This is a genomic window from Afipia sp. GAS231, from assembly GCF_900103365.1.
Taxonomy (GTDB): Bacteria; Pseudomonadota; Alphaproteobacteria; order Rhizobiales; family Xanthobacteraceae; genus Bradyrhizobium.
Window position 1 is genome coordinate 1,616,466 of the sequence record NZ_LT629703.1, and the last position, 21,757, is coordinate 1,638,222.

The 21,757-nt window shown below is 57.6% G+C and carries 18 protein-coding genes; 7 read left to right on the forward strand and 11 right to left on the reverse strand.

Annotated features, from left to right (window positions below; all coding sequences use genetic code 11):
* Positions 1-4 precede the first annotated feature (4 nt).
* The 6 genes from BLS26_RS07750 to BLS26_RS07775 all read right to left on the reverse strand — a co-directional run bounded on the left by BLS26_RS07750 (position 5) and on the right by BLS26_RS07775 (position 7,039).
* Positions 5-1,429 carry an MmgE/PrpD family protein gene (locus BLS26_RS07750; protein ID WP_197681324.1) on the reverse strand — a complete coding sequence of 475 codons (1,425 nt, stop codon included), beginning with the start codon at positions 1,427-1,429 and terminating at the stop codon, positions 5-7.
* Positions 1,430-1,707: 278 nt separating this feature from the next.
* Positions 1,708-2,595: a LysR family transcriptional regulator gene (locus BLS26_RS07755; protein WP_092509868.1), complete on the reverse strand. Its 888-nt coding sequence runs from the start codon at positions 2,593-2,595 to the stop codon at positions 1,708-1,710.
* Positions 2,596-2,969: 374 nt separating this feature from the next.
* Positions 2,970-4,019: an NAD(P)H-dependent flavin oxidoreductase gene (locus BLS26_RS07760; protein WP_371360791.1), complete on the reverse strand. Its 1,050-nt coding sequence runs from the start codon at positions 4,017-4,019 to the stop codon at positions 2,970-2,972.
* A 214-nt stretch (positions 4,020-4,233) separates the two neighbouring features.
* Positions 4,234-5,202, reverse strand: a complete 969-nt coding sequence (locus tag BLS26_RS07765; protein WP_092509870.1) for a LysR family transcriptional regulator — start codon at positions 5,200-5,202, stop codon at positions 4,234-4,236.
* 295 nt (positions 5,203-5,497) lie between these two features.
* Positions 5,498-6,112: a hypothetical protein gene (locus BLS26_RS07770; RefSeq protein WP_092517783.1), complete on the reverse strand. Its 615-nt coding sequence runs from the start codon at positions 6,110-6,112 to the stop codon at positions 5,498-5,500.
* A gap of 99 nt (positions 6,113-6,211) precedes the next feature.
* Entirely contained in the window at positions 6,212-7,039 is an 828-nt protein-coding gene (locus BLS26_RS07775) for a helix-turn-helix domain-containing protein (protein ID WP_092509872.1), read from the reverse strand.
* A gap of 1,192 nt (positions 7,040-8,231) precedes the next feature.
* Between BLS26_RS07775 and BLS26_RS07780 the strand changes: the two genes are divergently transcribed.
* Positions 8,232-8,873, forward strand: a complete 642-nt coding sequence (locus tag BLS26_RS07780; RefSeq protein ID WP_244541970.1) for a substrate-binding domain-containing protein — start codon at positions 8,232-8,234, stop codon at positions 8,871-8,873.
* A gap of 62 nt (positions 8,874-8,935) precedes the next feature.
* On the opposite strand, the gene BLS26_RS07785 is transcribed toward BLS26_RS07780, so the two are convergent.
* From BLS26_RS07785 to BLS26_RS07800, 4 genes are all read right to left on the reverse strand, one after another.
* Positions 8,936-10,246 carry an NAD(P)/FAD-dependent oxidoreductase gene (locus BLS26_RS07785; protein ID WP_157676371.1) on the reverse strand — a complete coding sequence of 437 codons (1,311 nt, stop codon included), beginning with the start codon at positions 10,244-10,246 and terminating at the stop codon, positions 8,936-8,938.
* A gap of 176 nt (positions 10,247-10,422) precedes the next feature.
* The gene (locus BLS26_RS07790) at positions 10,423-12,030 is read right to left on the reverse strand and encodes a cation/acetate symporter ActP (RefSeq protein ID WP_157676372.1); all 1,608 of its coding nucleotides are present in this window, start codon (positions 12,028-12,030) and stop codon (positions 10,423-10,425) included.
* 24 nt (positions 12,031-12,054) lie between these two features.
* The gene (locus tag BLS26_RS07795; RefSeq protein WP_157676373.1) at positions 12,055-12,228 is read right to left on the reverse strand and encodes a hypothetical protein; all 174 of its coding nucleotides are present in this window, start codon (positions 12,226-12,228) and stop codon (positions 12,055-12,057) included.
* A gap of 836 nt (positions 12,229-13,064) precedes the next feature.
* Positions 13,065-13,628, reverse strand: coding sequence for a TetR/AcrR family transcriptional regulator (locus BLS26_RS07800; protein WP_092509882.1), 564 nt, complete (start codon positions 13,626-13,628; stop codon positions 13,065-13,067).
* Positions 13,629-13,719: 91 nt separating this feature from the next.
* On the opposite strand from BLS26_RS07800, the gene BLS26_RS07805 reads away from it, so the two are divergent.
* From BLS26_RS07805 to BLS26_RS07825, 5 genes are all read left to right on the forward strand, one after another.
* Positions 13,720-14,724: a pyridoxamine 5'-phosphate oxidase family protein gene (locus tag BLS26_RS07805; protein WP_092509884.1), complete on the forward strand. Its 1,005-nt coding sequence runs from the start codon at positions 13,720-13,722 to the stop codon at positions 14,722-14,724.
* A gap of 83 nt (positions 14,725-14,807) precedes the next feature.
* Positions 14,808-15,782: an MBL fold metallo-hydrolase gene (locus BLS26_RS07810; protein ID WP_092509886.1), complete on the forward strand. Its 975-nt coding sequence runs from the start codon at positions 14,808-14,810 to the stop codon at positions 15,780-15,782.
* 83 nt (positions 15,783-15,865) lie between these two features.
* The gene (locus BLS26_RS07815; protein WP_092509888.1) at positions 15,866-16,447 is read left to right on the forward strand and encodes a DUF2939 domain-containing protein; all 582 of its coding nucleotides are present in this window, start codon (positions 15,866-15,868) and stop codon (positions 16,445-16,447) included.
* A 64-nt stretch (positions 16,448-16,511) separates the two neighbouring features.
* Entirely contained in the window at positions 16,512-16,799 is a 288-nt protein-coding gene (locus BLS26_RS37170; RefSeq protein ID WP_092509890.1) for a cupin domain-containing protein, read from the forward strand.
* Positions 16,800-17,325: 526 nt separating this feature from the next.
* A complete protein-coding gene (locus tag BLS26_RS07825) occupies positions 17,326-18,711 on the forward strand; it encodes a tyrosine-type recombinase/integrase (RefSeq protein ID WP_092509892.1) in 1,386 nt (461 codons plus the stop codon).
* Positions 18,712-18,989: 278 nt separating this feature from the next.
* On the opposite strand, the gene BLS26_RS07830 is transcribed toward BLS26_RS07825, so the two are convergent.
* Positions 18,990-20,477 carry an aldehyde dehydrogenase family protein gene (locus tag BLS26_RS07830; protein ID WP_172804782.1) on the reverse strand — a complete coding sequence of 496 codons (1,488 nt, stop codon included), beginning with the start codon at positions 20,475-20,477 and terminating at the stop codon, positions 18,990-18,992.
* Between the two features lie 118 nt (positions 20,478-20,595).
* On the opposite strand from BLS26_RS07830, the gene BLS26_RS07835 reads away from it, so the two are divergent.
* Positions 20,596-21,705 carry a substrate-binding domain-containing protein gene (locus BLS26_RS07835; RefSeq protein ID WP_092509896.1) on the forward strand — a complete coding sequence of 370 codons (1,110 nt, stop codon included), beginning with the start codon at positions 20,596-20,598 and terminating at the stop codon, positions 21,703-21,705.
* The last annotated feature ends 52 nt before the right edge of the window (positions 21,706-21,757 follow it).

Here is a 21,757-nt window from a genome sequence, read left to right on the forward strand (position 1 = left end):
ATGACTATTGAATTCCGGAATGAAATGCCGGGTAGACAGCCTTGGGATTAACCTTCCCAAGGAGACCCATCAATTCAGCGATGGGTCGCTCGTCTATTTTCACGACTGCTTCGACGATGTTGTGGCGCAGCTCCGCATCCGCAAAGGGCTCGCTGAGCCAGTTGAACTTCTCGACCGCGCGTTCCCACGATAATGGATTACCGAGACCACCTTCGTATCCAACCTGCTCGCGATCGAAAGTGCGGCCATCTTTGGTCCTGATGGCGATACGCGTGCCTAGCTCGTGCGGGTATTTTGCGGTGAAGGCATCGTCCGGACGAATCTCCACCCTGCTCAGCAGAGCCTGAGCATCGGCGGCCTGGACACGCGACTGCTCAAGCTGGGCCGGTCCGACCTCGTCATCCAGAAGCGCCGCAGCAATCAGATACTTCAGATTGTAATCCGCTTGTTCCTTTGTCTGCGGCCTATCCTTTGGGCCGAACGCACCGCCGCCCGCAATATCGAATCCCGATTGGAAGATGTCGCAGCGGACGGTCTCGACGTCCTCGGCTGCCAAGCCATTGTCGCGCTTCAGCTTGAGCACAGCCTCCAGAACCGGCTGACCGTGAATCAGCGAGCAGAACTTCTTCATGATCGTACTCTTGATGATCTCAAGAGAATCGTCTGACCAGTCAATGTCGATCTTTTGGTCGAACATCCGCAGCAAACCGTTTGGACCCTCAAAAAGTCCGGACGGACCGGTGAAACCCCGCTTGGCGAGCGATGCGGAATAGACGGCCCGCATGCCCGTCATTCCAGGAGAAAAGCCCTTCCACTGCGATACTGGCTCGACGTGGACACAGGTGAGCGAAATGTTGTCGACGGTCGCGATCGAGATCGCATGTGCGATCTGCTCGTCGGTCAGTCCGAACAGCTTTCCTGCTCCTGCGGCCGCAGAGATTGCGAGCTGAATGGCATGATTGAATCCCTTGGCCATCACTGGCACGACGGCGGTAAACCGGCACTGGATCTCATAGGCGACCGCAAGGGCAAGCATGAAGTCCTCGCCAGACGCCTTTGCATGCTCCGCAGCAGCCAGGATGGCGCCGAAATTGTCGCTGGGATGACACAGTCCGCCTGGCGACATATAGCTGTCGAGCAGGTCGACGTATCTAACCAGCCCGGAGTTGAACAACGCCGCCTGGTCTGGCGCCGTCTTGCCGCCACCGATCAACGTGCACGATCCGCCGGACCGATACTCCGCAAACTGTTCGCGCAACGCCTTAAACGGCGCTCCCGGAAGCGCAGATATCGCGCACCCGAGGCTATCCAGAATGTTTCGTTTGTAGAGCTTGCGCGCGTCGGGCTTTAGCGATGTTGAAACAGCTCGGTCGGTAAAGGCCGCGATCGCATTCACCGTCGAGGGGGATGTCGAATTCTTCATCAGCATGTGAGCGTCCTTGGGCCGAATCCAATGCGATTGATCTGTTTTTGGCGCGCGAAGGACCGTGCCCCCGTCAATTGCGATCATCAAACGAATAGATTCGAGAGGGCAATCTGTGCCGCAGATTGCTCGGCTTGGCGTCCAACTCTTATGATGATGGGACAGACATCTCGTGACATATCGAGCGACGTGTCGTCATCCAGGATGACGGCGCCATCAATCCCCGCGATTGGGCGATCAATTATCGTTGCCGCTCAAATAGGGCTGAGGCCGGACGGACCAGGCTATTCGGCCGCTACATGCAATTCGGCGTCCGGTCGCACAATCCGGAGGAAGGCCGAGAGCGCACTCGACACATAGGCGTCCGTGCGCCGAATGAACACAGTCTGTACTTCGGCAAACTCCGGGTCCAGTTCGTGCACCGCGATCTGGCCGTCTCGCCAAGCCGCGGCGACGATACCCTTGGGCAACAAGGTGATCCCGACGCCCGCGGCCACACAGCCCAGAATCGCGTCGATCGAACCGAATTCCAGGGGCTGTGCAACGAGTACGCCAGCCTTGCTCAACAGACTGTCCAGCTTTATTCGATACGAGCAACCAACGCGGAAGACGATGGTTTTTAGATCAGTTATCGAGGCGAGATCTTCAATACCGCGAATTGAGCGAGGCGTTACCAGGACGAGCTCTTCGCGAAAGACGCTCTCCTGTTGCAAATCCGGATGATCGACCGGCCCCGCAACAAACGCGCCCTCAAGTCTGCATTCAACAACGTCCTCGATGAGACTACAGGTCGTTCCCGTCGTTACTACAGGCCGAACCTTTGGGTAGGCTTTCGTAAAGCTTGCGAGCACGGACGGCAGCCGAAGCGCTGCAGTCGTTTCCAAGGTGCCGATCTCCAGCACACCGCTCGGAACCCCGTCATCCCTTGCAGCGGCCTTGGCGTCGCTAAGCAACTTGGATATGCGCGCCGAAAACGGCAGCATACGGCGCCCAGCGGGTGTGATCTTCACGCCCCTTGCATGCCGCTGGAATAGAAGAACACCAAGCTCGAGCTCCAACGCCCTCACTCGCGCCGTGACGTTTGATTGCACAGTGTTCAGCTCAGCCGCCGCCCGATTCATGCTGCCGTGCCGGGCAACTGCCTCAAAGACTTTCAGATCGGTTGCGTCCATAACATGCCCTATCTTCAAAAGTGAGGGGTTCGGCATTCACGCGCTTGAACGAGTGATTATCATGATCCAACGTGCTCATTTTACAAGGCTGAATCCAGGTTTCTTCCGTCCAATTTCGATCGGCGGGAGGCAATGCGCTACAACGGGGTATCTATAGAAATGATACCGCTATCGCCAAGACAGATATCAGCGCAGGCGGCAGGTCGGGGTAACAAGACCTCATTTCTGAAGATTCTCACATCCTGCCAGACAGCAGCTACCGACAACTCATCACGACGTCGTTAGTCCCAGAAGGAGGCGACAAAGTCATTTCCAACGGAACCAGCATGAGATCGATTCAAGGCTCCGTGGATAGCCTCCCGGTCATCTCTGCATCAAAGCGTAGGAGCTTCACCGTTGTTCGATGTAGAGTGTCGAGCGCCGTAAACTCGCGTATTTGATAGTCTCTCCGATCCTGGTGCATACTTGGCGAGCCTCTCCACGGCCTCATCAACGACGCGGCGCACGACGTCACCGGCGTGAGGAAGATCGTGAATCATGCCAATGGACTCTCCCACTGTCACGTTCGCTATATCGTAATTACCAACGCGCGACGCCGCCTCAACCTTTGCCAGCTCGTCAGCACGTAGGGCCTTTAGCTTCTCTTCTTGGCCATGCCACTGGTCGATGAATTCATTCCTCAGAAGGCGTCCAGTGTATCCTTCCGGCCACGCCTTTTGCCTTACGATATCGTACACGCTGGTTCGTATAGTCTCGTCGCCCGAAGCTGCCACCACCTTGGCCTTAGCGTTGGGATGAATAAGTGCCTCCTGTGTCGCCCAAAAGCGGCTGCCCATGAGGACCCCCTCGGCGCCCAGCATGAGAGCAGCAGCAAGACCGCGCCCGTCTGCGATACCGCCCGCAGCAACAACGATGACGTCAGGGGCATGTTTGCTCAGAGCGTCCACCACCGTCGGCACGAACGGCAACGTTGACCGGGCAGTTTGGCCGTGGCCGCCCGCTTCCGTGCCTTGAGCAACGACAACATCGGCCCCGACATCGGCTGCTCGTCGGGCTTGGTCGATGGTATGGACCTGGCAGATGAGGGGCACACGGGCGTTCTTGATGCGCGGCGCGAAAGGCGCAGGATCAGCAAAAGACAACATAATTGCGCGCGGATGATGCTCGATCGCGAAGTCGAGCAAGTCCGGTTGTTGTGCGACGGACCAAGTAATGAAGCCGCACCCAACGTCGTTGCGCATGATCTTCGCGGACTCTGCCTCGAACCAGGAACGATCGCCGTATCCGCCGCCAAGCAGGCCGAGCCCCCCAGCAGCTGCAACCGCGCTTGATAAATCCGCGCCAGCGGCGGGCGTCATTGGTGCAAGAATGATTGGATGTTCGATGTCAAAGAACTTTGTCAACCGCGTGCTAATCATCACCATCTTCTCTCAATTATTGCTGCAACTTCGGCTCCCCGTTTTCGCTAACGAGGTTCCCTACTCTTCCGCACCGATGCCCTGCGACGCGCCAGTAACGATGGCTTTCTGCCCTTCGGACATTCGTTGCGTCGGCCGTTGGCTGTTCGATATTTCCCCGGTCGCCGCGTTATCTCCGACGAGATGGCGTAGTCCAACGATGTAACATCGCCAACCCCCGCTAGTCGGAAGACACTTTTTCACGACGCGGTTGAATGCCACGTTGTTGCTTCGCAGCATCGATTGCAAGGCGGGAAAAGTGCGCCTTGAGGCGAGGCACGGCGAAATCCGCGAATGCGCGGACCTTCGGAACGGCAAGCCGACCTTGCGGAGAGATCAGGTGCACGGGGACTGCGGAGTGCTCGTCCTCCGCCAGAAGGATTTCCAGCGCAGCTTGCGAAAGTTGCTCAGCAATGTGATAGGAAAAAAGTCGAGTGATGCCTCGTCCTTCCACAGCTGACGCAACCGCGCCACGAACACTATTCACCACAAAGCGAGGCGAGAATTGAACCGAACGAGGGATCGATGATCCCTTCCCCGGCGGAAAGCTCCAGGAATCGATACCGAAGTGAGTCATCGCAATGATCTTGTGTTTTGCAAGATCAGCGGGCTCTTCGATTTTCGGATGCGTGGACAAATAGCGGGGCGAGGCCGCTATGACACGTCGAACCTCGCCCAACCGGATCGCTACGTGCGTGGAATCCGTCAAATGGGCAATTCGCAAGGCAATGTCGATGCCCTCATCGATAAGGCTAACCGGCCGATCCAGCAGAAGCAATCTGACCGAAACGGTAGGATAGGCATCCATGAAGGCGTCCACAATCGAACGCAGGACATCTTCGCCTGCCGCAACTGGAGCCGTTATGGTCAATGTGCCGCGCGGAGCCGATCGTTCACCCGCCGCAACAAGGTCAGCTTCTTCGAGCTCCGAAATGACGCGGCGGCATACGATCGCGTACCGTTCGCCCGCTTCGCTCAACTTGAACGAACGTGTCGTGCGATGAAGGAGGGTAACGCCAACATGAGCTTCGAGAAAGGCAAGCGCTCGGCTTATCGCAGCAGGAGATCGCCCCAACTTACGCCCTGCTTTCCTCAAGCCCCCCTCTTCGAGGGCGGTGGTGAAGACTTTCATGGCGTCGATTCGGTCCACTTCCTCACCGCTTGAAATTTGATCTCAAAACAACGTAGGCAATCGTCCGGAACGCGGCAATGGGGCGGAGGCATCATTGGTTTTGATATGGGTATCTGCACTAATCGTTACTTGTCCTTGCGGCACGGGCTTCGCAATTACAACGCCTAAAAATGAATACGGTCGACCGACCTGTCGGCACTCCACTTCGTGTGAACGACTCGTCACCGAAAAGCTGAGACCAAGATCCCGGCTGTCGTGGAGAGCACAGCGAAGCGAGCGCGACCGGGGCTTAGTCGGCCGCGCCTTCGAACCTTCAGATCGGGGGAACCACGCCGTCCTTTTCCACCAGAAGCACATGCGCCTCAAAGACACCGCCCTTGGTCGGAGTCGTGAGCACGAATACCTTCTTGCCCGCCGTCAGGTCCGCTCGCGTTGCCGGAGCAAAGGTTACGACCGGAGCGCTTTCCGGTACTGTCACCACCTTGGTGCCGCCCTTGTAGGAGAGCTTGAGCTCTCGACCGTTGTTGGCTGTGACAATCGTGTCGACGTTCGCGTTCGTCATTGTATTGTTGGCACCAAAATCATAGGGGAAGTGCCCTTCGTTTGTACCGCGGGCTCCATCCGGAAAGACCAGCAGCGAACCAGCAGTCATCTTTCCGTCACTGCCCGCGGTTGCTTCTGCTCCTACATAGGATCCCGCCTTTACGTCAGAGAGACTGATCGCTTTGAGAGCCGACACTCCGACATCCGGCTTCACTTCGATTGAGACAGTGTCGCCGCTGCGACGATGCACCGTCAGGATATCTCCCTGAAGCGATACGATATCGCCCCGAATACGCACGGGTTTAGCATCGGGGGCCTGGGCAAGGGCAACGCCGGCAAACAGTAGCGTAACCAGTATCACGCAGGCGTGCTTACGAATTGACATCAGATTCTCCATTGAGGTCAGGTGGGTTGAAGATGATTGGAACTTACTTGGGTTTCCGTCGAGCGATCGCCTGACGGTCAATCGGGTTTCGCCGGTTTGTTAGTTAGGACTGTCCGCCATCAACGAAGCATGGTGGATCTCGGTCGCCTCATCCGCCGGAAACATGCACTCGATGCGAAGCTCCTGGGCAGCGACCGTTTGTGGCGTTCCGACGGTTGTGACCATCGAAAAATATTTCAAGACTAGACCGTCCTTAATGAAACCAATTGGAATGACCGGCATGAAACTCAGGGCCACGGGATTTTTCCATTCGTTTTTGACGTCGGGATAGGCAAGCAACGCCGCGACCAACGCCTTGGTTTTTTCGTCGACCACACGCCCAACGGATTCCCGGTAAACGCGCTCGAACAGGCTCTTGGCGACGTCTTCCCAATTGGCGACGAACGGCCGCATTCCATTTGGATCGAACAAGAGGTGAAGTATGTTTTGTGGGCCCTCTCGCGCGGCGACATCGATGAAGCAATTGAAGAAACGCGGCGCACATTCGTTCATCATGAGCACGTTCCAGTAGCGGTCCATCACCATCGCCGGAAACGGCTCTTGCTGGCGTAGAATGCGCTTCAGCGCGTCGGTCACACTCTTCATTTCCATAGAGTCCCAGTCGCTCTCGGAATAGATCGGGGCATAACCACCCGCGAGCAGCAGCGTGTTGCGGTCCCGCAGCGGGATGTCGAGCGCTTGAGCAATGACCATCAAGGTCTGGCGATTGGGGACACTCCGTCCGCTCTCGACGAAACTTATCTGTTTCTGCGACACATCCGTATCGAGCGACAGGTCGAACTGGCTTTTCCCGCGCAGATCACGCCAATGGCGTAACAAGGCGCCGAGCTCATTCGCCGTTCTTGTCTTCAGATTTTTTGACTTCATGCGATTCGATCTTTTGGAATTACGTCAAGCACATTTTCAGTTAGGAGACTCACAGCTGTCTTTCTCGACATCGATCAAACGCGCAAAACTGCATAGTCTAGCAGCATGGACATCTTACATGCCGCGTCCGCCCTTCCTTACTGGTGTTGCGAGCAACCATTTCTAATAAGCCTGAACAACGCACTAGTTCAATTACATGCAATGTAATAACTGCAACCGTTGTGACCACGAGGTTGGCCGGAGAAAGATCCATCCAAAGTGAGGTAGAGACGGGAAGGCTACTCAGATGACGAAGGATAAATCGTTCCATTTGCGCAATCCTTGTTCGTTGCTTGGACCCCTGTGTCGACGTCTTTGTCAGCACTCGGTGTTTCTGGGCGGGTTCTACGTCACGGGAAGGCAGCCTTTCAATTACATGAAGTGTAATAACGCGTCCGATTCCTGGAAATGATCGCGGCAAAGACAACTTCATCAGCGCCCTCGGTGAGCGTTTGTCGGCTGGTAAATAATCTCCGGTCCACACTTTCCCTCAGGTCGTCAAACCGCACGTCTTCACAATTGAGATGCAGCGACGCTGAACAAATTATCCAGCGCGCACGTCCTAATGTGGATCAATCCGGTGCCTAGCGAAGGTTGGCCGATCGTTCTTCTTTTTATTCCGTTGCGTTAGTTATTCGAATTGAGGAAATCCGGCGTGCAATCAACATGTTACAGTTAGAGGTGCCGAGCGTCGAAGATCCGATCGATCACACAGGCTGCACGCTGCAATCGCCTCCGCAGATGGCTCCGCGTAGGACGCGGATTTCCGTACTCAGCCATGTATCGCCCCAGGCGGCGGTCTCCGTTTAGGGAGTGTCTTGGAGAAGACTCACGGTCCCAGAGCTGAACGGGTCGACACTCCCACAACGATTGGGCAGTTTGTGAGACCGCTAGGCCACGGGCTTCCGAACTATTGGGTCCAATAAGGAGCACTCGTTGGCTACATATCGCCGCTTGTGATCGGAGTTATCACTAAACTTCAATTACCCGTGGGTGAGCCAAGGCCTATGCTCAACTTCTGTCGAAGATAGGCGAAAAGCTCAACGTGTTCATCCGTGCCATTTCCGTCATAGCCGTAGTATCTATGATAATTACGTCCAGCGCTTTCGGCGCGGAACTGGTCGTCATGAGCTCGGTTGGAGCGCGATCCGTGATGGACGAACTCGGACCTCAATTTGAGCGCGCCAGCGGCGTCGTCCTCAGTTTTAGATACGATACAGCCGCCGCGTTGCAGCGTGCGATGGAGGATGGTGCGCGCTTCGATGTCGCCGTGTTAACGTCACCCGTGATGTCAGTGCTGACTGCCGCAAATAAAATAGCAGGGGCTGACCAGTCAACGTTCGCGAGCGCTCTGATTGCAGTAGCGGTCAAACACGGAGCCGCGAAACCCGACATTTCGACGCGGGAGATGTTCGTTCAGACGTTGCTTAGCGCGGACAAGATCTCATACGCCAAGGAAGGGGCGAGCGGCCAGCATTTTCAACGAGTTCTGAAGCAGTTAAATCTTGATGAGGCGTTGAGGGACAAGCTGTTGCCCATGACGGGGGCAAAGGAGATCGAGGCGGTGGCCGACGGATTGGCGACGCTGGGGGTGCAGTTGACCAGCGAGATTCTTCCCGTCAAAGGCGTCGACCTGGTTGGACCGTTCCCCGGCGATCTTCAAAATCGTACCGAACTGAAGATCGCCGTCAGCACGGAATCCAAATCAACTGACCTGGCGAGACGATTTATCGCCTATGCCACCTCAAGCGCTGCCGCGGAAGTGATCCGCGCGAAGGGTATGATACCGCCGTAGCACAAGGGCTCACGCGCTGGCTCGATGCGCGCTACGGCCCTTTGATATCGACGCTTGGTCAACTAGATTCCTGCGTTCACCTCTTCAGCTGCACGATAGCCGGACCTGACCGCGCCCTCTATCCACGCAGCGTATTCGAGTGAGGTATGCTCGCCGGCAAAGTGGATGCGGCCCTCAGGTCGGGCGAGATGCTCCTTCCAGGCGTAGAGCTGCCCTGATGCTGCGATGCCGTATGCACCGCGGGCCCATGGGTCGCGTTGCCACGAATACTCGAAGACCTCATCGATGATCGCTGTAGTGCCAGGAAAAACGCGCTCGATCGTACCGAAGGCAAACGCATGGCGCTCGGCCACCGCCATCGCGTCCATGGCAGTTGCGAGCTCACCCTGCTGATAGAGTTGGAGGACACCCCTTTCCACCCGATTGTCGCCGTGAGGACTCCAGATTTCGGCCATGGTGTCCAGCTGGGCGAACCCGCTCAGACCTTCACGCTCCCACGGTCGTTTTCGTGTCTTGAAGGCGACCTTGGTGGCTGTGGTGTAGCGCATCTGCGCGAGAATCGACTGCTTGGCGAGGCCGAGGGCCGGGACGATTTCAACATTCCCCAACACCGAGAACGGGATCGTGCAAATGACGGCGTCTGCAACAATCTGATGCTGACCCGTCAAGCTTTCGACACTCACCTCGATCTGCTGAGGTTCCTGGCGAATGCTTCGGACGATCGACCCGTAGGCGATTGCCGTTCTCAGTCGTGCTGTCATTGCTCTCGGCAGAAGATCGTTGCCGCCTCGAATTTTTCGCAGACGTGTTCGATCGTAGGTCGCGAGAACCCGAAAGAGCGTCAAGGCCGAAATTGTCTGCGGAAACGCGCCCAGCGTAAGAAGATTGACCGCCGCCTTCGAAAGGCCCCTGCTAGCTAGGTAATCACGCGCCGTCAGATCATCGAACTTCATGAGGTCCGTGGCCGGCCAATTGGGCCCGTTCATCGTCCCGCTGGCTTTGACCAATTCGACGCCCGGGAAGATGTGGGTCCTGGCCAGCCCGTCAAGACCGAGCGCTTTTTCCGCGTCAGTCAGATCGAAATGTCGCGCCGGATCGGCACCAGGGTCAAGAACGACGCGCTTGCCTTGAGCGTATATCACCGCGCTCCGGCGGTCGGGATAGAGCGGGGCAGTTTCCAATCCCATGCGATTGATATAGCTCATGGCCCATGTGTGCGTTTCGGGAATGCGCCCGGCTCCCGCTTCGGCAATCGGCGATCCGCTTTGGTCGCGCATCGTGAGCACGCGCCCGCCTGGCCGCGCCTGCGCCTCAACGACGATGACAGTGTGGCCTGCCTGCTCAAGTTCGAGAGCTGCCGTCAGGCCGCTCATCCCCGCCCCCAGGACCAGAACGCGCCTGGGGTGTCGTTTCGGAAGCGGCGCCGGCAATGAAGTCATGGTTCGTTGAGGCAAGGAGTAAGCCAAATGGATCAAATCGTCAGCGGCATCGCTGATCCTTACAGGCCGTGAGACGGGCGGGGGCGTGCTTGTACGGATCAAGTCTTTGACTATTCCGCGGATTGAGCGACGGAAGGTTGCGTCAATCGCCAATCCTTCTCGGATTCGGCCGTAGCGATCGATACCAGCCAGCAGACCAACAGCGTGAGGGGCACGGTAAACAGTGCCGGCGAGTCATACGGAAAGATCGCAGGACCAAGACCCAGCACTTTTGACCAGATAGTCGGCCCCATTGCCGTCAAGACCACCGATGAGATCAGGCCGAAGGTGCCGCCAACGACCGCACCGCGCGTCGTCAAGCCGTCCCAGTAAATTGCCAGCAGCAGCAATGGAAAGTTGGCGCTGGCTGCGATCGCCGTGGCAAGCGCGAGGAGGTAGGCGACATTCTGCCCCTCGCACGCCAGTCCAAGCAGGATCCCGAGTACTCCCAGTGCCATCGCAGCGATCCGTGATATCCGGAGTCGCGCGCGCTCATGAAGCTGCCGACCGGAGAGGCCCACAACGAGATCGTTAGCAGCCGAGGAGGCACCTGCTATGAGCAATCCCGAGACAACAGCCAGGATCGTCGCGAACGCAACCGCTGAGATGAAGCCTGCCATGATGCTTCCACCGACGGCCTTCGCCAAGTGGATGGGAGCCAGATTATTTCCGCCAAACAACGCGCCGCTGGCGTTGGCGTAGGCGGCATCGCCACGGAGGATTGCGATACTGCCGTATCCGATGACGAACAGCATCGCAAAGAACATCCCAATGAGACAGGTCGCATAAAAGACTGATACGCGCGCCGCGCGCTCGTCGCTAACAGTGAAAAATCGCATTAGGATGTGCGGCAGCCCCGCGGTACCAAATAAGATTCCGACACCAAGAGACAGAGTTGCAACTGGGTCTTGAGCGAAGCCGCGAATATCCATGATCTTGTTACCGTTTGGATGATTCGTCACTGCCGTCCTGAAGAGATCGGACATATTGAAATCGAACCTTGCCAGTACCAACGCAGCGATCATGGCGCTTCCACCAATCATCAGAATGGCCTTGATGATCTGAACCCATGTGGCGGCGCGCATGCCGCCGAGGGTCGAAAACACGATCATAAGCAGCCCGACCATGATGACGGCCGGCCCGTAGCCAATTCCGAAGAGCAATGAAATGAGCTCTCCGGCGCCGACCATTTGTGCGACGAGATAGAAGCTGACGATGACGAGGGTGGAAGCACCCGCCAGGATACGAATCGGCCGCTCTCTCAATTTGTGAGTTAGCACGTCTGCGAACGAATACTTCCCCAGGCGGCGGAGCGGTTCTGCGACAAGAAACAGAACGATAGGCCAACTAGCCAGATAACTTGCGGCGAGGAACATTCCATCCAAACCGGATGCATAGATCGCCCCCGACAGCCCAAGGAAGGCGCCGGCAGACATATAGTCGCCCGCAATAGCTAACCCATTCTGGCCTGATGAGATCGAGCTTCCCGCTGTAAGATATTCCGACGAACTTGTTGCACGACGGGCCGCCCAGAAGCTGATGAGCAGCGTAAGTACCGCGAAGACTACGAAAAATACAATGGTAGACGACTCTGCCTGCTGAATTTTGGAATCGGGCTGCGCAGAGTATGCCGAGCCGCATGCACCGAAATTGGATGAAGCAGCGATAAGGAGCAACATGCAGTTCCGCCGAATGTGCATCTTTCAATCCCCATGCTGCACGAGCACGAACAGGCCGGTTATGATTACGCTGAAGGCCATGCACGCCCCCAACGCGACCATGGCCGGGCTGAAGTCGGACGCAGCAACGGCTGATTGCGTCGCCTGTCGCGCGCTGTAGATCAAAAAGGCCATCATCGCCAAGTATGAGACGATCATTGCGAGCGCCAACCGGAATCGGAGGGCTCCCAATCTGCCGGCGGTAACGCGCAAGGCGACAACTTCAGTGGCTCTGTGCAAACTCGCCCTCCTGCAATAGTGGATCGATGTTGAATATTTCGTGATCAATCCGGTTCACGCTAGGCAGCGGCTGGTGTCGCCATCAAACGCATTTTCCAGATAGCCATATCTTCTACGGAGATTGATTGGCCTCCTGCTCCGCATTCTCGCGTTCTGCTGATTGCGTAGCATGGCAGCGTCTGATCGATTCAACGCGGCTGATTGACCTGCCAGAGTTTTGGCGCTCGGTCTTATCGCTGCGACAGATACGGCGTTCAGTTCTAATCGCTTCGCGTGGATACTCCACGTTCATAAGGTCGATCTGCAAGTCGAACTGAAAGACACCGTCAGGAACGAGTTGCGCTCGACTCAATTGTTCAGAGCATCATCCGGTCATGCCCGCCGCCATGGATGTCATCCTGAGCTCAAGCACCCTGAGTGATCAGAGTTGAAGGATCAGCGGCATGCCCGATAGCCGTCGTCGAATTGCTGAGGCTTGTCGCGCCGAATCCACTCGACGTCGACGGAGCCGGCCGCTCTTGAATGGCAGTGGAGGCGTCGCCCTCAGGCGTTTCTCCCAGACTTGCCGGGATCTTTTTCGAGATCCCGGCAATTTTTTTAGCTCAACGCTGATTATTGCTCGGCCAAGCCCGGTCGCTAGACGCCAGTTCCATGAGGAGAATGCCAGCCGCCTTTCGGGACTTTTGCAGACCAATACCTCATCGGAGACAAGCCTATTTCCCCGAATATCTGCGGCGGAGACTCCCTCGTCCTGCCTAGCGGCGTGGCAGTGTTTTGAGCAGCGACCTGGCCGTCTCCGTCGCCCGATTGATGGCGTTCCGATCGCGATAAACCCGCGAAACGACGAAACCGCCCTGCACTACGGTTATAAGCATCAGCGCAAGCTCGTTGGCGTCGAGGTGTTTCGCGATTTCGCCGTCGGCTTGAGCTTCGCGGAGAGCTCCGGCGAGGAGCTCCTGGAGTTCGCGAAAATAGCGTTCAACGGGCTTCCTCAACGAAGCCTCGGCGATGGACGATTCGCAAGCAAACCTGCCCATCCTGCAACCTTTGAGGCCGTCGCGAGAAACGTCGAGATAGCGGAAGACACGATCCAGGGCAGAACCGTCCGTTCCAACGGTCTCGCGCGCGAGCTCGCACATTTCATTGGACACCTCACCCAGAGCGACAGACGCGAGGTCCATCTTTCCCTTGAAGTGGTGATAGAGGCTGCCTTGCCCCGCACCGCTTTCTTTCAGCAAGTCGCGCGGGCTTACGGCCTCGTAGCCACGCTCCCACATCAATTTCTTGGCCGCCTTAACCAGATCGCCCTTCGCCTTCATGACATCCTCTGATCGCCTCGAATCAACCAAACGTGATTGTATTTTGTACCTACTGGTATGTACAGACAACCACCACTAACGGATATCAGCCATGTTTCTCAAGGCGTGCGTCCATGATCGCGGCACTGTCATGACAGGGACTACGTCTCCTTTTCACACCGGCGAGCAAACGATCCAAAGTCTCGCCGGTGTGCGCGATCGCATCGAGCGCAAAGGACGCGCAGTTATTCGGGACTACATGCCGGAGCAGCATCGGGCCTTCTTCGCGGCACTACCGTTCATGGTCGTGGGACTGGCGGACCAGAACGGCCATCCCTGGGCCACCACCCTGCCCGGCCCACCAGGGTTCATGAATTCGACGGAACAGAATCTACTTGCCATCAAGGCATGGCTCGATCCGGACGACCCTTTGCATTCGTGTATTCGGGATGGCGCCCCAATCGGTGCGCTGGGAATCGAGCTTTCAACGCGTCGTCGGAACCGGGTCAACGGTCGCATCGAAAATTGCGTCGTCGGTGAAGGTTTCTCGATAAGGGTTCAGCAGAGCTTTGGAAACTGCCCGAAATACATTCAGGCACGCAGCGAGCGCCGACAGCTCCGTTTCAGGCCCGCGCCTGAATCCCGATCGGCTCCCCATCTCGGCGATAGCGAAGTCAGCTTTGTTGCCGAAGCAGACACGTTCTTTATTGCGTCCCGGTCGGCGCAACTCGACCAGGAGGATTCCTCGCAAGGTCTCGATGTCTCCCACCGCGGCGGGCGTCCCGGCTTCGTGCGGGTGATTTCACCAAGCGAACTTTGCTTTCCGGATTATAGCGGGAATCTGCTCTTCAACACTCTCGGAAATCTGGAAGTGGACGCGCGCGCCGGGCTTCTGTTCATCGACTTCCAAAGCGGCCGGATGCTGCACATCATCGGTAGAGCCCGGATCTGCTGGGATGTTCCGGAGACGATGCGATCCGCCGGAGTCGAAAGGCTCATCTTTTTTAACATTGAGCGCCTGGTGAACCGCGATCATGCATTTCCGGATTCGTTCGACTTTGTCAGCTACTCGCCGCACTTGGGGGCGGAGGGCCAGGATTCCAACATTCCCCAATAAGAAATTTGCCAACGCCTACGAGACGCCGCCTTCGACCGGCGCACCGCAATGACCGTCTTCGCAAACAAACCAAGGAGATAACGATGTTAAGCCTAACCTGCCGCAACGCTCTGTTGACGGCAGCATGTGCAGGAGCGGCGTTCGGCCTGCCGAAGCCCGTCTCGTTCATCGAGGCAGCACTAGCCCAGAAGGGACCGGAAGCTGGCAAGGGCTTCCGCCCGTTCAAATTCGGCAAGGTCCAGGGGTTCATCCTGAACGATGGCGTCTGGGAGAAACCTCATGATCTCGGGTTTATCAAGAACGCGTCCGTTGAGGAAACCAAGGCGGCGCTGGCCGCCGCGGGGATCGCGAACGACGTTCTGCCCATTCCGTTCAACGTCACCCTGGTCAAGTTCGGCAACGAAACGGTTCTGTTCGACGCCGGCACGGGCGGCCAGTTTCAGCCTACGGCCGGAGCGATGATCGCCAATATGGCGGCAGCCGGAGTCAAGCCGGAACAGATCACGAGAGTGATCGTTTCGCATTTCCATCCGGACCATTTTTTTGGGCTTATGAGCAAGGCCCCTGACAACACACCGGTGTTCCCGAACGCCGTGGTTTACGTGCCGAGCAACGAGTTCAAGTTCTGGATGGACGAGAGCATCTTCACCAAGCTCCCTGAAAAGCAGCATGGCCTGCCCAAACGGCTTCAGGCGATGTTCCCACTCCTGAAAGACAAGCTGAAACAGTACGAGTGGGACACCGAAGTTATTCCGGGCATCCGCTCCATCGCAGCACCGGGCCATACGCCGGGCCACACCGCATTCCATGTCGCGTCAGGCAACGAGCAGCTGATGGTTCTGAGTGACACGACGAACATGCCTGCCCTGTTCGCGAAGCACCCCGACTGGCACGGCGTGATCGATGCCGACCCTGTGCTTGCCGAAGCGACGCGTCGCAAACTGTTCGACCGTGCCGTGGCCGACAAGGCGCTCGTCACCGGCTACCACTTCCCGTTCCCGGCCGTCGGCAAGATCGTGACGGACGGCGCCGGTTACACCTTCGTGCCAGCGGCATAGCACGACGTACACGGAAACGGCCGTCGTCATCGGTGGCCGTTTTCGACGCAATCTCCCGGATTCACCAACAAAGGGCTCATCAAATGCGCTGGTTTTTGACATCGATCGTCGCTCCGGTCGTCGCGACCGGAGTTTATGCCGGGTCTGCCATTGTCTCTCTAAACGGTTTGGTCGGGGCGGCGAAAGCAGGCAACGGCGCGGAGATCTTGGCGCGAACCGACGTGCCTCGGCTGAAACGTTCTCTGGTCGACCAGATTGTGGCTGCGTACCTGGTCAGGACCGGTCAGAACCGCCCAATCAAGCCAATTGAACGGTTGCTGGCAAACACCTATGGGGCAACGATTGCGGATGCGCTGGTTGCGAAAATGCTCACCGCCGACAATCTCACGAACATTCTGCAAAACGGATCGCTCGGCGCCGATGGCGACAGTCAGATGATTGCGCTCGCCGGCATCGATACGTCGAAGGTGCTGGAATCGCTTGGTCGGTTGTCCCTGGTAAAGCCGGTCGAGCTGTCGGTCCGGCTCGGCGATGAAGCAAGCGCTGGGGCTATCAGTCTTCATTTCGAAGGAAACGGCTGGAAACTTTCAGGCCTTAATCTTCCAACGAGAGCGGTCGAAGAACTCGCCATGGGTCTGCAGGAAACCAAGCCTGGGAAGGGATAAACCCACCGATACCATCCGCGCCGGCCAAGGGATCCAACATAGGTCACCGCAATATGACTACGAAATGTTATGCGCTGACATCGCGCAGAAGCAATTCATTCCGCTGCTGCCTCGTCTGCGCGCTCACGACGTCGCAGAATTCCCTGCATTGTTGTCGCATCAGCGCGAGGAGTTCCTCTACGTGTTGACCGGCGACATAGAAATTCACACCGATCAATATCTGCCCTTAAGACCCGAAAAAGGCGACAGTCGCTATTTTGATAGCACGATGGGGCACGCATGCGTATCAGCCGGCCCTGAAGTTGCGACGATCTTATGGGTCTGCTCTCGGATCACGGCTCCATTGGCATAGCTACATCCTCTGGCGGCGCACCGGGCGGTTTGTAGTCGTTGCGTGAAAGTATGCACTTTCCTCTCACCCCACAACGATGTCGACTTTTGGTGTCGTTCTTAGCGATCAGTTCGCAGGACGACCCGTAGCCCAACGTTTGCCACACCTGTTTCTGCGCTAACCGCGGTTGCAGGCTCGAGTCTGCCGGCGCGTACCAAAATGGTGACCACTCTGATCGCGCAGATGTCCGATTTGTTCGCCTCAGTATCCCAATCTACGACGGACACGTAGTCGACCTGTACCAATAGGTCTGTGCGCAGTATCTCGTTGGTGTGAAGGGTGCAGAAACAAAGTTTGCTGGCGCTCCCTAGGGGAATCGAACCCCTGTTTCAGCCTTGAGAGAGCCAAATAATGAGTCCTTCTCCGTTCGCTACCGTCCGCCTAAGTTCAATAATTTCAATAGGTTCAACGCCCATAATCCGTTATTGTTCGCCAAAGTACGTGGACTTATATTCGACGGATATTCAACGTAAAGCCGGCGAACGCTATGTCGAAGACACTCACCGAGGCTCAGGTCACGACGGCTAATGCGCGCTCCAGGCTGGGACCTGGCGTGCATTGGCGTCGCCTCGATGCGGAAGCGCATCTGGGCTATCGCAAAGGAAAACAGGGCGGCGTTTGGTTTGTCCGCTGGCGTAATCACCACAAAGGCGGCAACTACAAGCAGGTGCCAGTCGGCGCCGCCAATGACATCAATGACAAGCCCGCCGCCGGGATTCTGACCTTCGAACAGGCCGTGAGAACGGCCCGGGAGGCCGTAGCTCGAGCCAGAACAGAAGCCGCGTCGCAGGCGGCGGGCCCGGCTCCTACCGTGCGATCGGCCGTTGAATCCTACGTTAGGGGGAGCGACGCTCGAGAAAGACGCCGAACAGGTCGCGACGTCCGATCCGACGCCGGTACCAAGCTGCGGCGCTATGTTCTTGGTCAAGAAAAGCGCGGCAATCAGGAAGCTGCGGAAGCTGCTGCCCTCGCATCGGTGCATCTGCATGCCTTGAGAGAAGACGACTTGATAACGTGGCGTGAGGGTTTGCCGGAGGACTTGAAGGTCACGACCAAGCAGCGGTTCGTGAATGACCTCAAGGCCGCACTAAATGCCGCGTGGCCCCGGCTTTCGGCAGATCGGAAGCAACTAAACCCGGCGTTCCTCGCCATTGTGAAGGCCGGCTTCAAAGCCGAGCGGATCGATGATGATGATGATGCCTCGGTTGCTCGGGACAACCAGATCCTCACGGATGAGGAGGTTGGCACCATCCTTCAAGCTGCGTGTGAAGTCGATCAGGAGCTAGGATTTGACGGCGATCTATATCGGATCGTCGTATGTCTGGCCGCGACCGGCGCGCGGTATGCCCAGGTCAGGCGAATGCGCGTGGGCGACGCACAGGTTTCTGCGCGGCGCCTGATGGTGCCGGGCTCCTACAAGGGGCGCGGCGGCAATAGCGGCTCAGATCCGGTCCCAGTGGGCGACGATGTGATCGAGGTGCTCTTGCCCGCAATCGACGGGCGGCCAAGCGATGCACTTCTTTTCGAGCGATGGTTCCATGAACAGGAGCCGGGGGGCATCGCGTGGAAGAAGTCTGAACGCGGTCCGTGGAAAAGAGGCGAACTTGCACGTCCGTGGAAGGCCATTCGCGAGCGCGCCGGTATGCCGGAGGTGATTCCCTATGCTTTGCGGCACTCGAGCATCGTGCGCGGTCTCCGAAAGGGCTTGCCCATCCAACAGGTCGCCAAACTGCACAATACCTCAGTCAAAATGATCGAACGGCACTACGCGAAATACATTGCGACCGCCTTGGAAGACCTGGCAAGGGCGGCAGTCGTGTCCCTGGTGCCGCGGAGTGGTGGAAACGTGGTGCCGATGGGAAAACGCGCGTAAGGGATCATCCAGCCGTCTTGATCGAATTCATTTGTCTGATGGCGCCGGTACCCATGCGTTACCCCCACAACATTCGAGGAGTGTGGGGAAAGATGGTAGCGAGAGACCGCTACCGCTTTTCTCGACACGACACAAATCTGCGATATTTCCTCCGATCGTCCGCCGAAAATCGCAAAAACTGTCGAGGTGCAGGTTCAAATCGGGGACGCACAACCACCGATCCCGACATTCGCTGATGGTCGATATTTACGTGTGATAATGTGTATGCCCGACGGGCATCAGCTATTCAAATTCATCCACACCGCCTTCGGTTCGGTAAAATTGTCGATCGCCGCGGTGCCGTGTTCGCGGCCGAAGCCAGAATCGCGCACGCCGCCCCACGGCAACCGCACATCGGTGTAGCCATAGGTATTGATCCAGACAGTGCCCGCATTCGCTTTCTTCGCGAAACGCTGCACGCGCCCGATGTCGCGGCTCCATACTCCAGCCGCGAGGCTGTAGGCGGTGCCGTTGGCGATTCGCAGCGCATCGGCCTCGTCGCGAAACTTGATGACACTCACCACGGGACCAAAGATTTCCTCCTGCGAGATGCGCATCTCGTGCTCGACGTCGGCGAACACCGCGGGGCTGATGAAGTAGCCACGATCGCCGACACGCCTGCCGCCGGTCGTCAACACGGCGCCCTCCTTCTCGCCGATATCCACGTAATCGAGAATGCTTTTCATTTGTTTCTCGGAGATTACCGGGCCAAGCGCTGTGGCACGATCTCCCGGGTCGCCCATCCGGATCGCCTTCGCGCGTTGCGTCAGCCGCTCGACGACCTCGTCATAAACCCTTTCGTGCGCCAGCACGCGCGAGCCTGCCGAGCATACTTGCCCGGCATTGAAGAAGATTCCTGACGCAGCGGCCTTGGTCGCAGCCTCAATGTCGGCGTCGTCAAAGATGACGTTGGCGGACTTGCCGCCAAGCTCGAGCGAAACGCGCTTGAAATTACCCGCCGCGCCGCGCAGAATTCCGCGTCCAACACCCGGCGATCCCGTGAAGGTGACTTTGTCTACATCGGGATGATTGACCAGGGCGTCGCCGACGACCCGGCCCGGACCGGTGACGATATTGAGCACGCCCGGCGGCAGACCCGCTTCGAGCGCCAATTCACCGATGCGCAGCGCCGACAGCGACGTCAGCTCGGCAGGCTTCATGACGATCGTGCAGCCGCAAGCCAAGGCAGGCGCCAGCTTCCACATCCCGATCATCAGCGGGAAATTCCACGGTACGATAACCGCAACCACGCCGACCGGTTCACGAACCGTGTAGGTGAGCGCGTCGTCCCGCGTCGAGACGACTTCGCCGCTGATCTTGTCCGCCCAGCCGGCGTAGTAAGTCAGAGTATCGATGGCGGCCGGGAGGTCCTGACGCAGCACGCCCGAGATCGGCTTGCCGGCATCAAGACTTTCCAGCGCGGCGATTTCGTCCGCGTGTTTCTTCATCAGGTCCACAAGCCTGAGCAGGATATGGCCGCGCTCGGCGGCGCGCATCGTGCGCCAAGGACCTTCGAAGGCGCGGCGCGCGGCAGCAACGGCGCGATCGACGTCGACCTCGTTGCCTTCCGCGACGGTCGCGATCACCTGCTCGGTGGCCGGATTCAGGGTTTTGAACGTACGCCCGGAGGCTGACGGGACGTGTTGCCCGCCAATCAGTAACAGTTTGGGGCTGGAGGCCGAAACTGGGGGTGTCGTCTGACGGGAATAGTCATATGCAATCGACATCATATTTCCTCCGGTGATTGTGCACCAAACTGGGGATGAAACGCTCTTCTGTAAATATGATATGATCTGCCTATGCTCCACACATATATGAAGTCAATTTCATATCTTGGGATGACCGATGCTACATATCGAGATCGAAACCATCTGGCGATTTCACAAGGACGACAGCCCGCAGACCGCTGTGGTCATGCTCGGAATCCTTAACGATATCCGGCAAACCGGAAAGCTCGCCAGCGCAGCAAAGCACGCTCAGCTTTCCTATCGGCACGTCTGGAATCTGCTTGAGCAATGGTCAGAATTCTTCGGTGTGCCGCTGGTCGAGAGCCATCGCGGCAAAGGCACTGCGCTCACACCGTTCGGGGAAAAGCTGGTCTGGGCGGGACAGCGGATGCAGGCGCGCCTCGGTCCGCAGCTCGAAAATCTTTCGCAGGAGCTCGCGACCGAAATCAAGCCCTTTCTGCGCTATGGGCCGTCCGTCATTCGCGTTCACGCCAGTCACGGTTTTGCCGTTGCCAAACTGCGCGAACTCCTCGACCAGACACCAGGCATCGGCATCGATCTGCGCTATGTGAGCAATCAGAATTCACTGCTGTCGCTTGCGCAGGGTGCCTGCGATCTTTCGGGGGTTCATTTGCCGCGCGGCGAATTGCGGCAGCAAAGCATCGAGGCCTGCAAAGAATGGCTTGATCCACTCGAATATCGCGTCATCAGTTTCGTGACCCGCGAGATGGGATTGATGGTCAAGCGCGGCAATCCGCTTGCGATCACCTCCCTCAAGGACCTTGCCGAGCGAAGGGCGCGTTTCGTCAATCGCGACCATGATTCCGGAACGCGGCTACTATTCGACCAGCTGCTGGCGCTGCACAAGATCGACGAAGCCGGAATCAACGGATCGCAGCAGATCGAATTTACCCACGCCGCAGTCGCCGCCTATGTAGCCAGCGATATGGCCGATGTCAGTTTTGGCGTCGAAGCCGCGGCACGGCAATTTGGGCTCGATTTCATCCGGCTTCTGACGGAAGACTATTTTTTCGTCTGCCGTCGCTCATTTCTTGAAACAGAGCCGATGCAGCGCCTGCTTGAAGTCATGAAGGGCAGCACGTTCCACGAGGCCATCGCCCGCCTGCCGGGCTATGCCGCAGTCAATACCGGATCGGTCAGCACCGTCCGGCAATTCCTGGACAGCGTATACCCAAAGCCTGTCACTTCCCGGAAGAGAAAGACCTGAGCAAAGCCGGGCCAAGCGACTACAACGGCAGTTCGACGCAAGTATCGAGCGA

Coding starts and splice junctions, on each gene's coding strand:
- BLS26_RS07835 (WP_092509896.1), top strand. CDS start 20,596: ATGCTACATATCGAGATCGAAACCATCTGGCGATTTCACAAGGACGAC.
- BLS26_RS07815 (WP_092509888.1), top strand. CDS start 15,866: ATGCGCTGGTTTTTGACATCGATCGTCGCTCCGGTCGTCGCGACCGGA.
- BLS26_RS07785 (WP_157676371.1), bottom strand. CDS start 10,246: ATGAGCGGCCTGACGGCAGCTCTCGAACTTGAGCAGGCAGGCCACACT.
- BLS26_RS07770 (WP_092517783.1), bottom strand. CDS start 6,112: ATGTCAATTCGTAAGCACGCCTGCGTGATACTGGTTACGCTACTGTTT.
- BLS26_RS07805 (WP_092509884.1), top strand. CDS start 13,720: ATGTTTCTCAAGGCGTGCGTCCATGATCGCGGCACTGTCATGACAGGG.
- BLS26_RS07795 (WP_157676373.1), bottom strand. CDS start 12,228: ATGATCGTCTCATACTTGGCGATGATGGCCTTTTTGATCTACAGCGCG.
- BLS26_RS07790 (WP_157676372.1), bottom strand. CDS start 12,030: ATGTTGCTCCTTATCGCTGCTTCATCCAATTTCGGTGCATGCGGCTCG.
- BLS26_RS07780 (WP_244541970.1), top strand. CDS start 8,232: ATGGACGAACTCGGACCTCAATTTGAGCGCGCCAGCGGCGTCGTCCTC.
- BLS26_RS07760 (WP_371360791.1), bottom strand. CDS start 4,019: ATGGTGATGATTAGCACGCGGTTGACAAAGTTCTTTGACATCGAACAT.
- BLS26_RS07775 (WP_092509872.1), bottom strand. CDS start 7,039: ATGAAGTCAAAAAATCTGAAGACAAGAACGGCGAATGAGCTCGGCGCC.
- BLS26_RS37170 (WP_092509890.1), top strand. CDS start 16,512: ATGTTATGCGCTGACATCGCGCAGAAGCAATTCATTCCGCTGCTGCCT.
- BLS26_RS07750 (WP_197681324.1), bottom strand. CDS start 1,429: ATGCTGATGAAGAATTCGACATCCCCCTCGACGGTGAATGCGATCGCG.
- BLS26_RS07825 (WP_092509892.1), top strand. CDS start 17,326: ATGTCGAAGACACTCACCGAGGCTCAGGTCACGACGGCTAATGCGCGC.
- BLS26_RS07810 (WP_092509886.1), top strand. CDS start 14,808: ATGTTAAGCCTAACCTGCCGCAACGCTCTGTTGACGGCAGCATGTGCA.
- BLS26_RS07800 (WP_092509882.1), bottom strand. CDS start 13,628: ATGAAGGCGAAGGGCGATCTGGTTAAGGCGGCCAAGAAATTGATGTGG.
- BLS26_RS07830 (WP_172804782.1), bottom strand. CDS start 20,477: ATGTCGATTGCATATGACTATTCCCGTCAGACGACACCCCCAGTTTCG.
- BLS26_RS07755 (WP_092509868.1), bottom strand. CDS start 2,595: ATGGACGCAACCGATCTGAAAGTCTTTGAGGCAGTTGCCCGGCACGGC.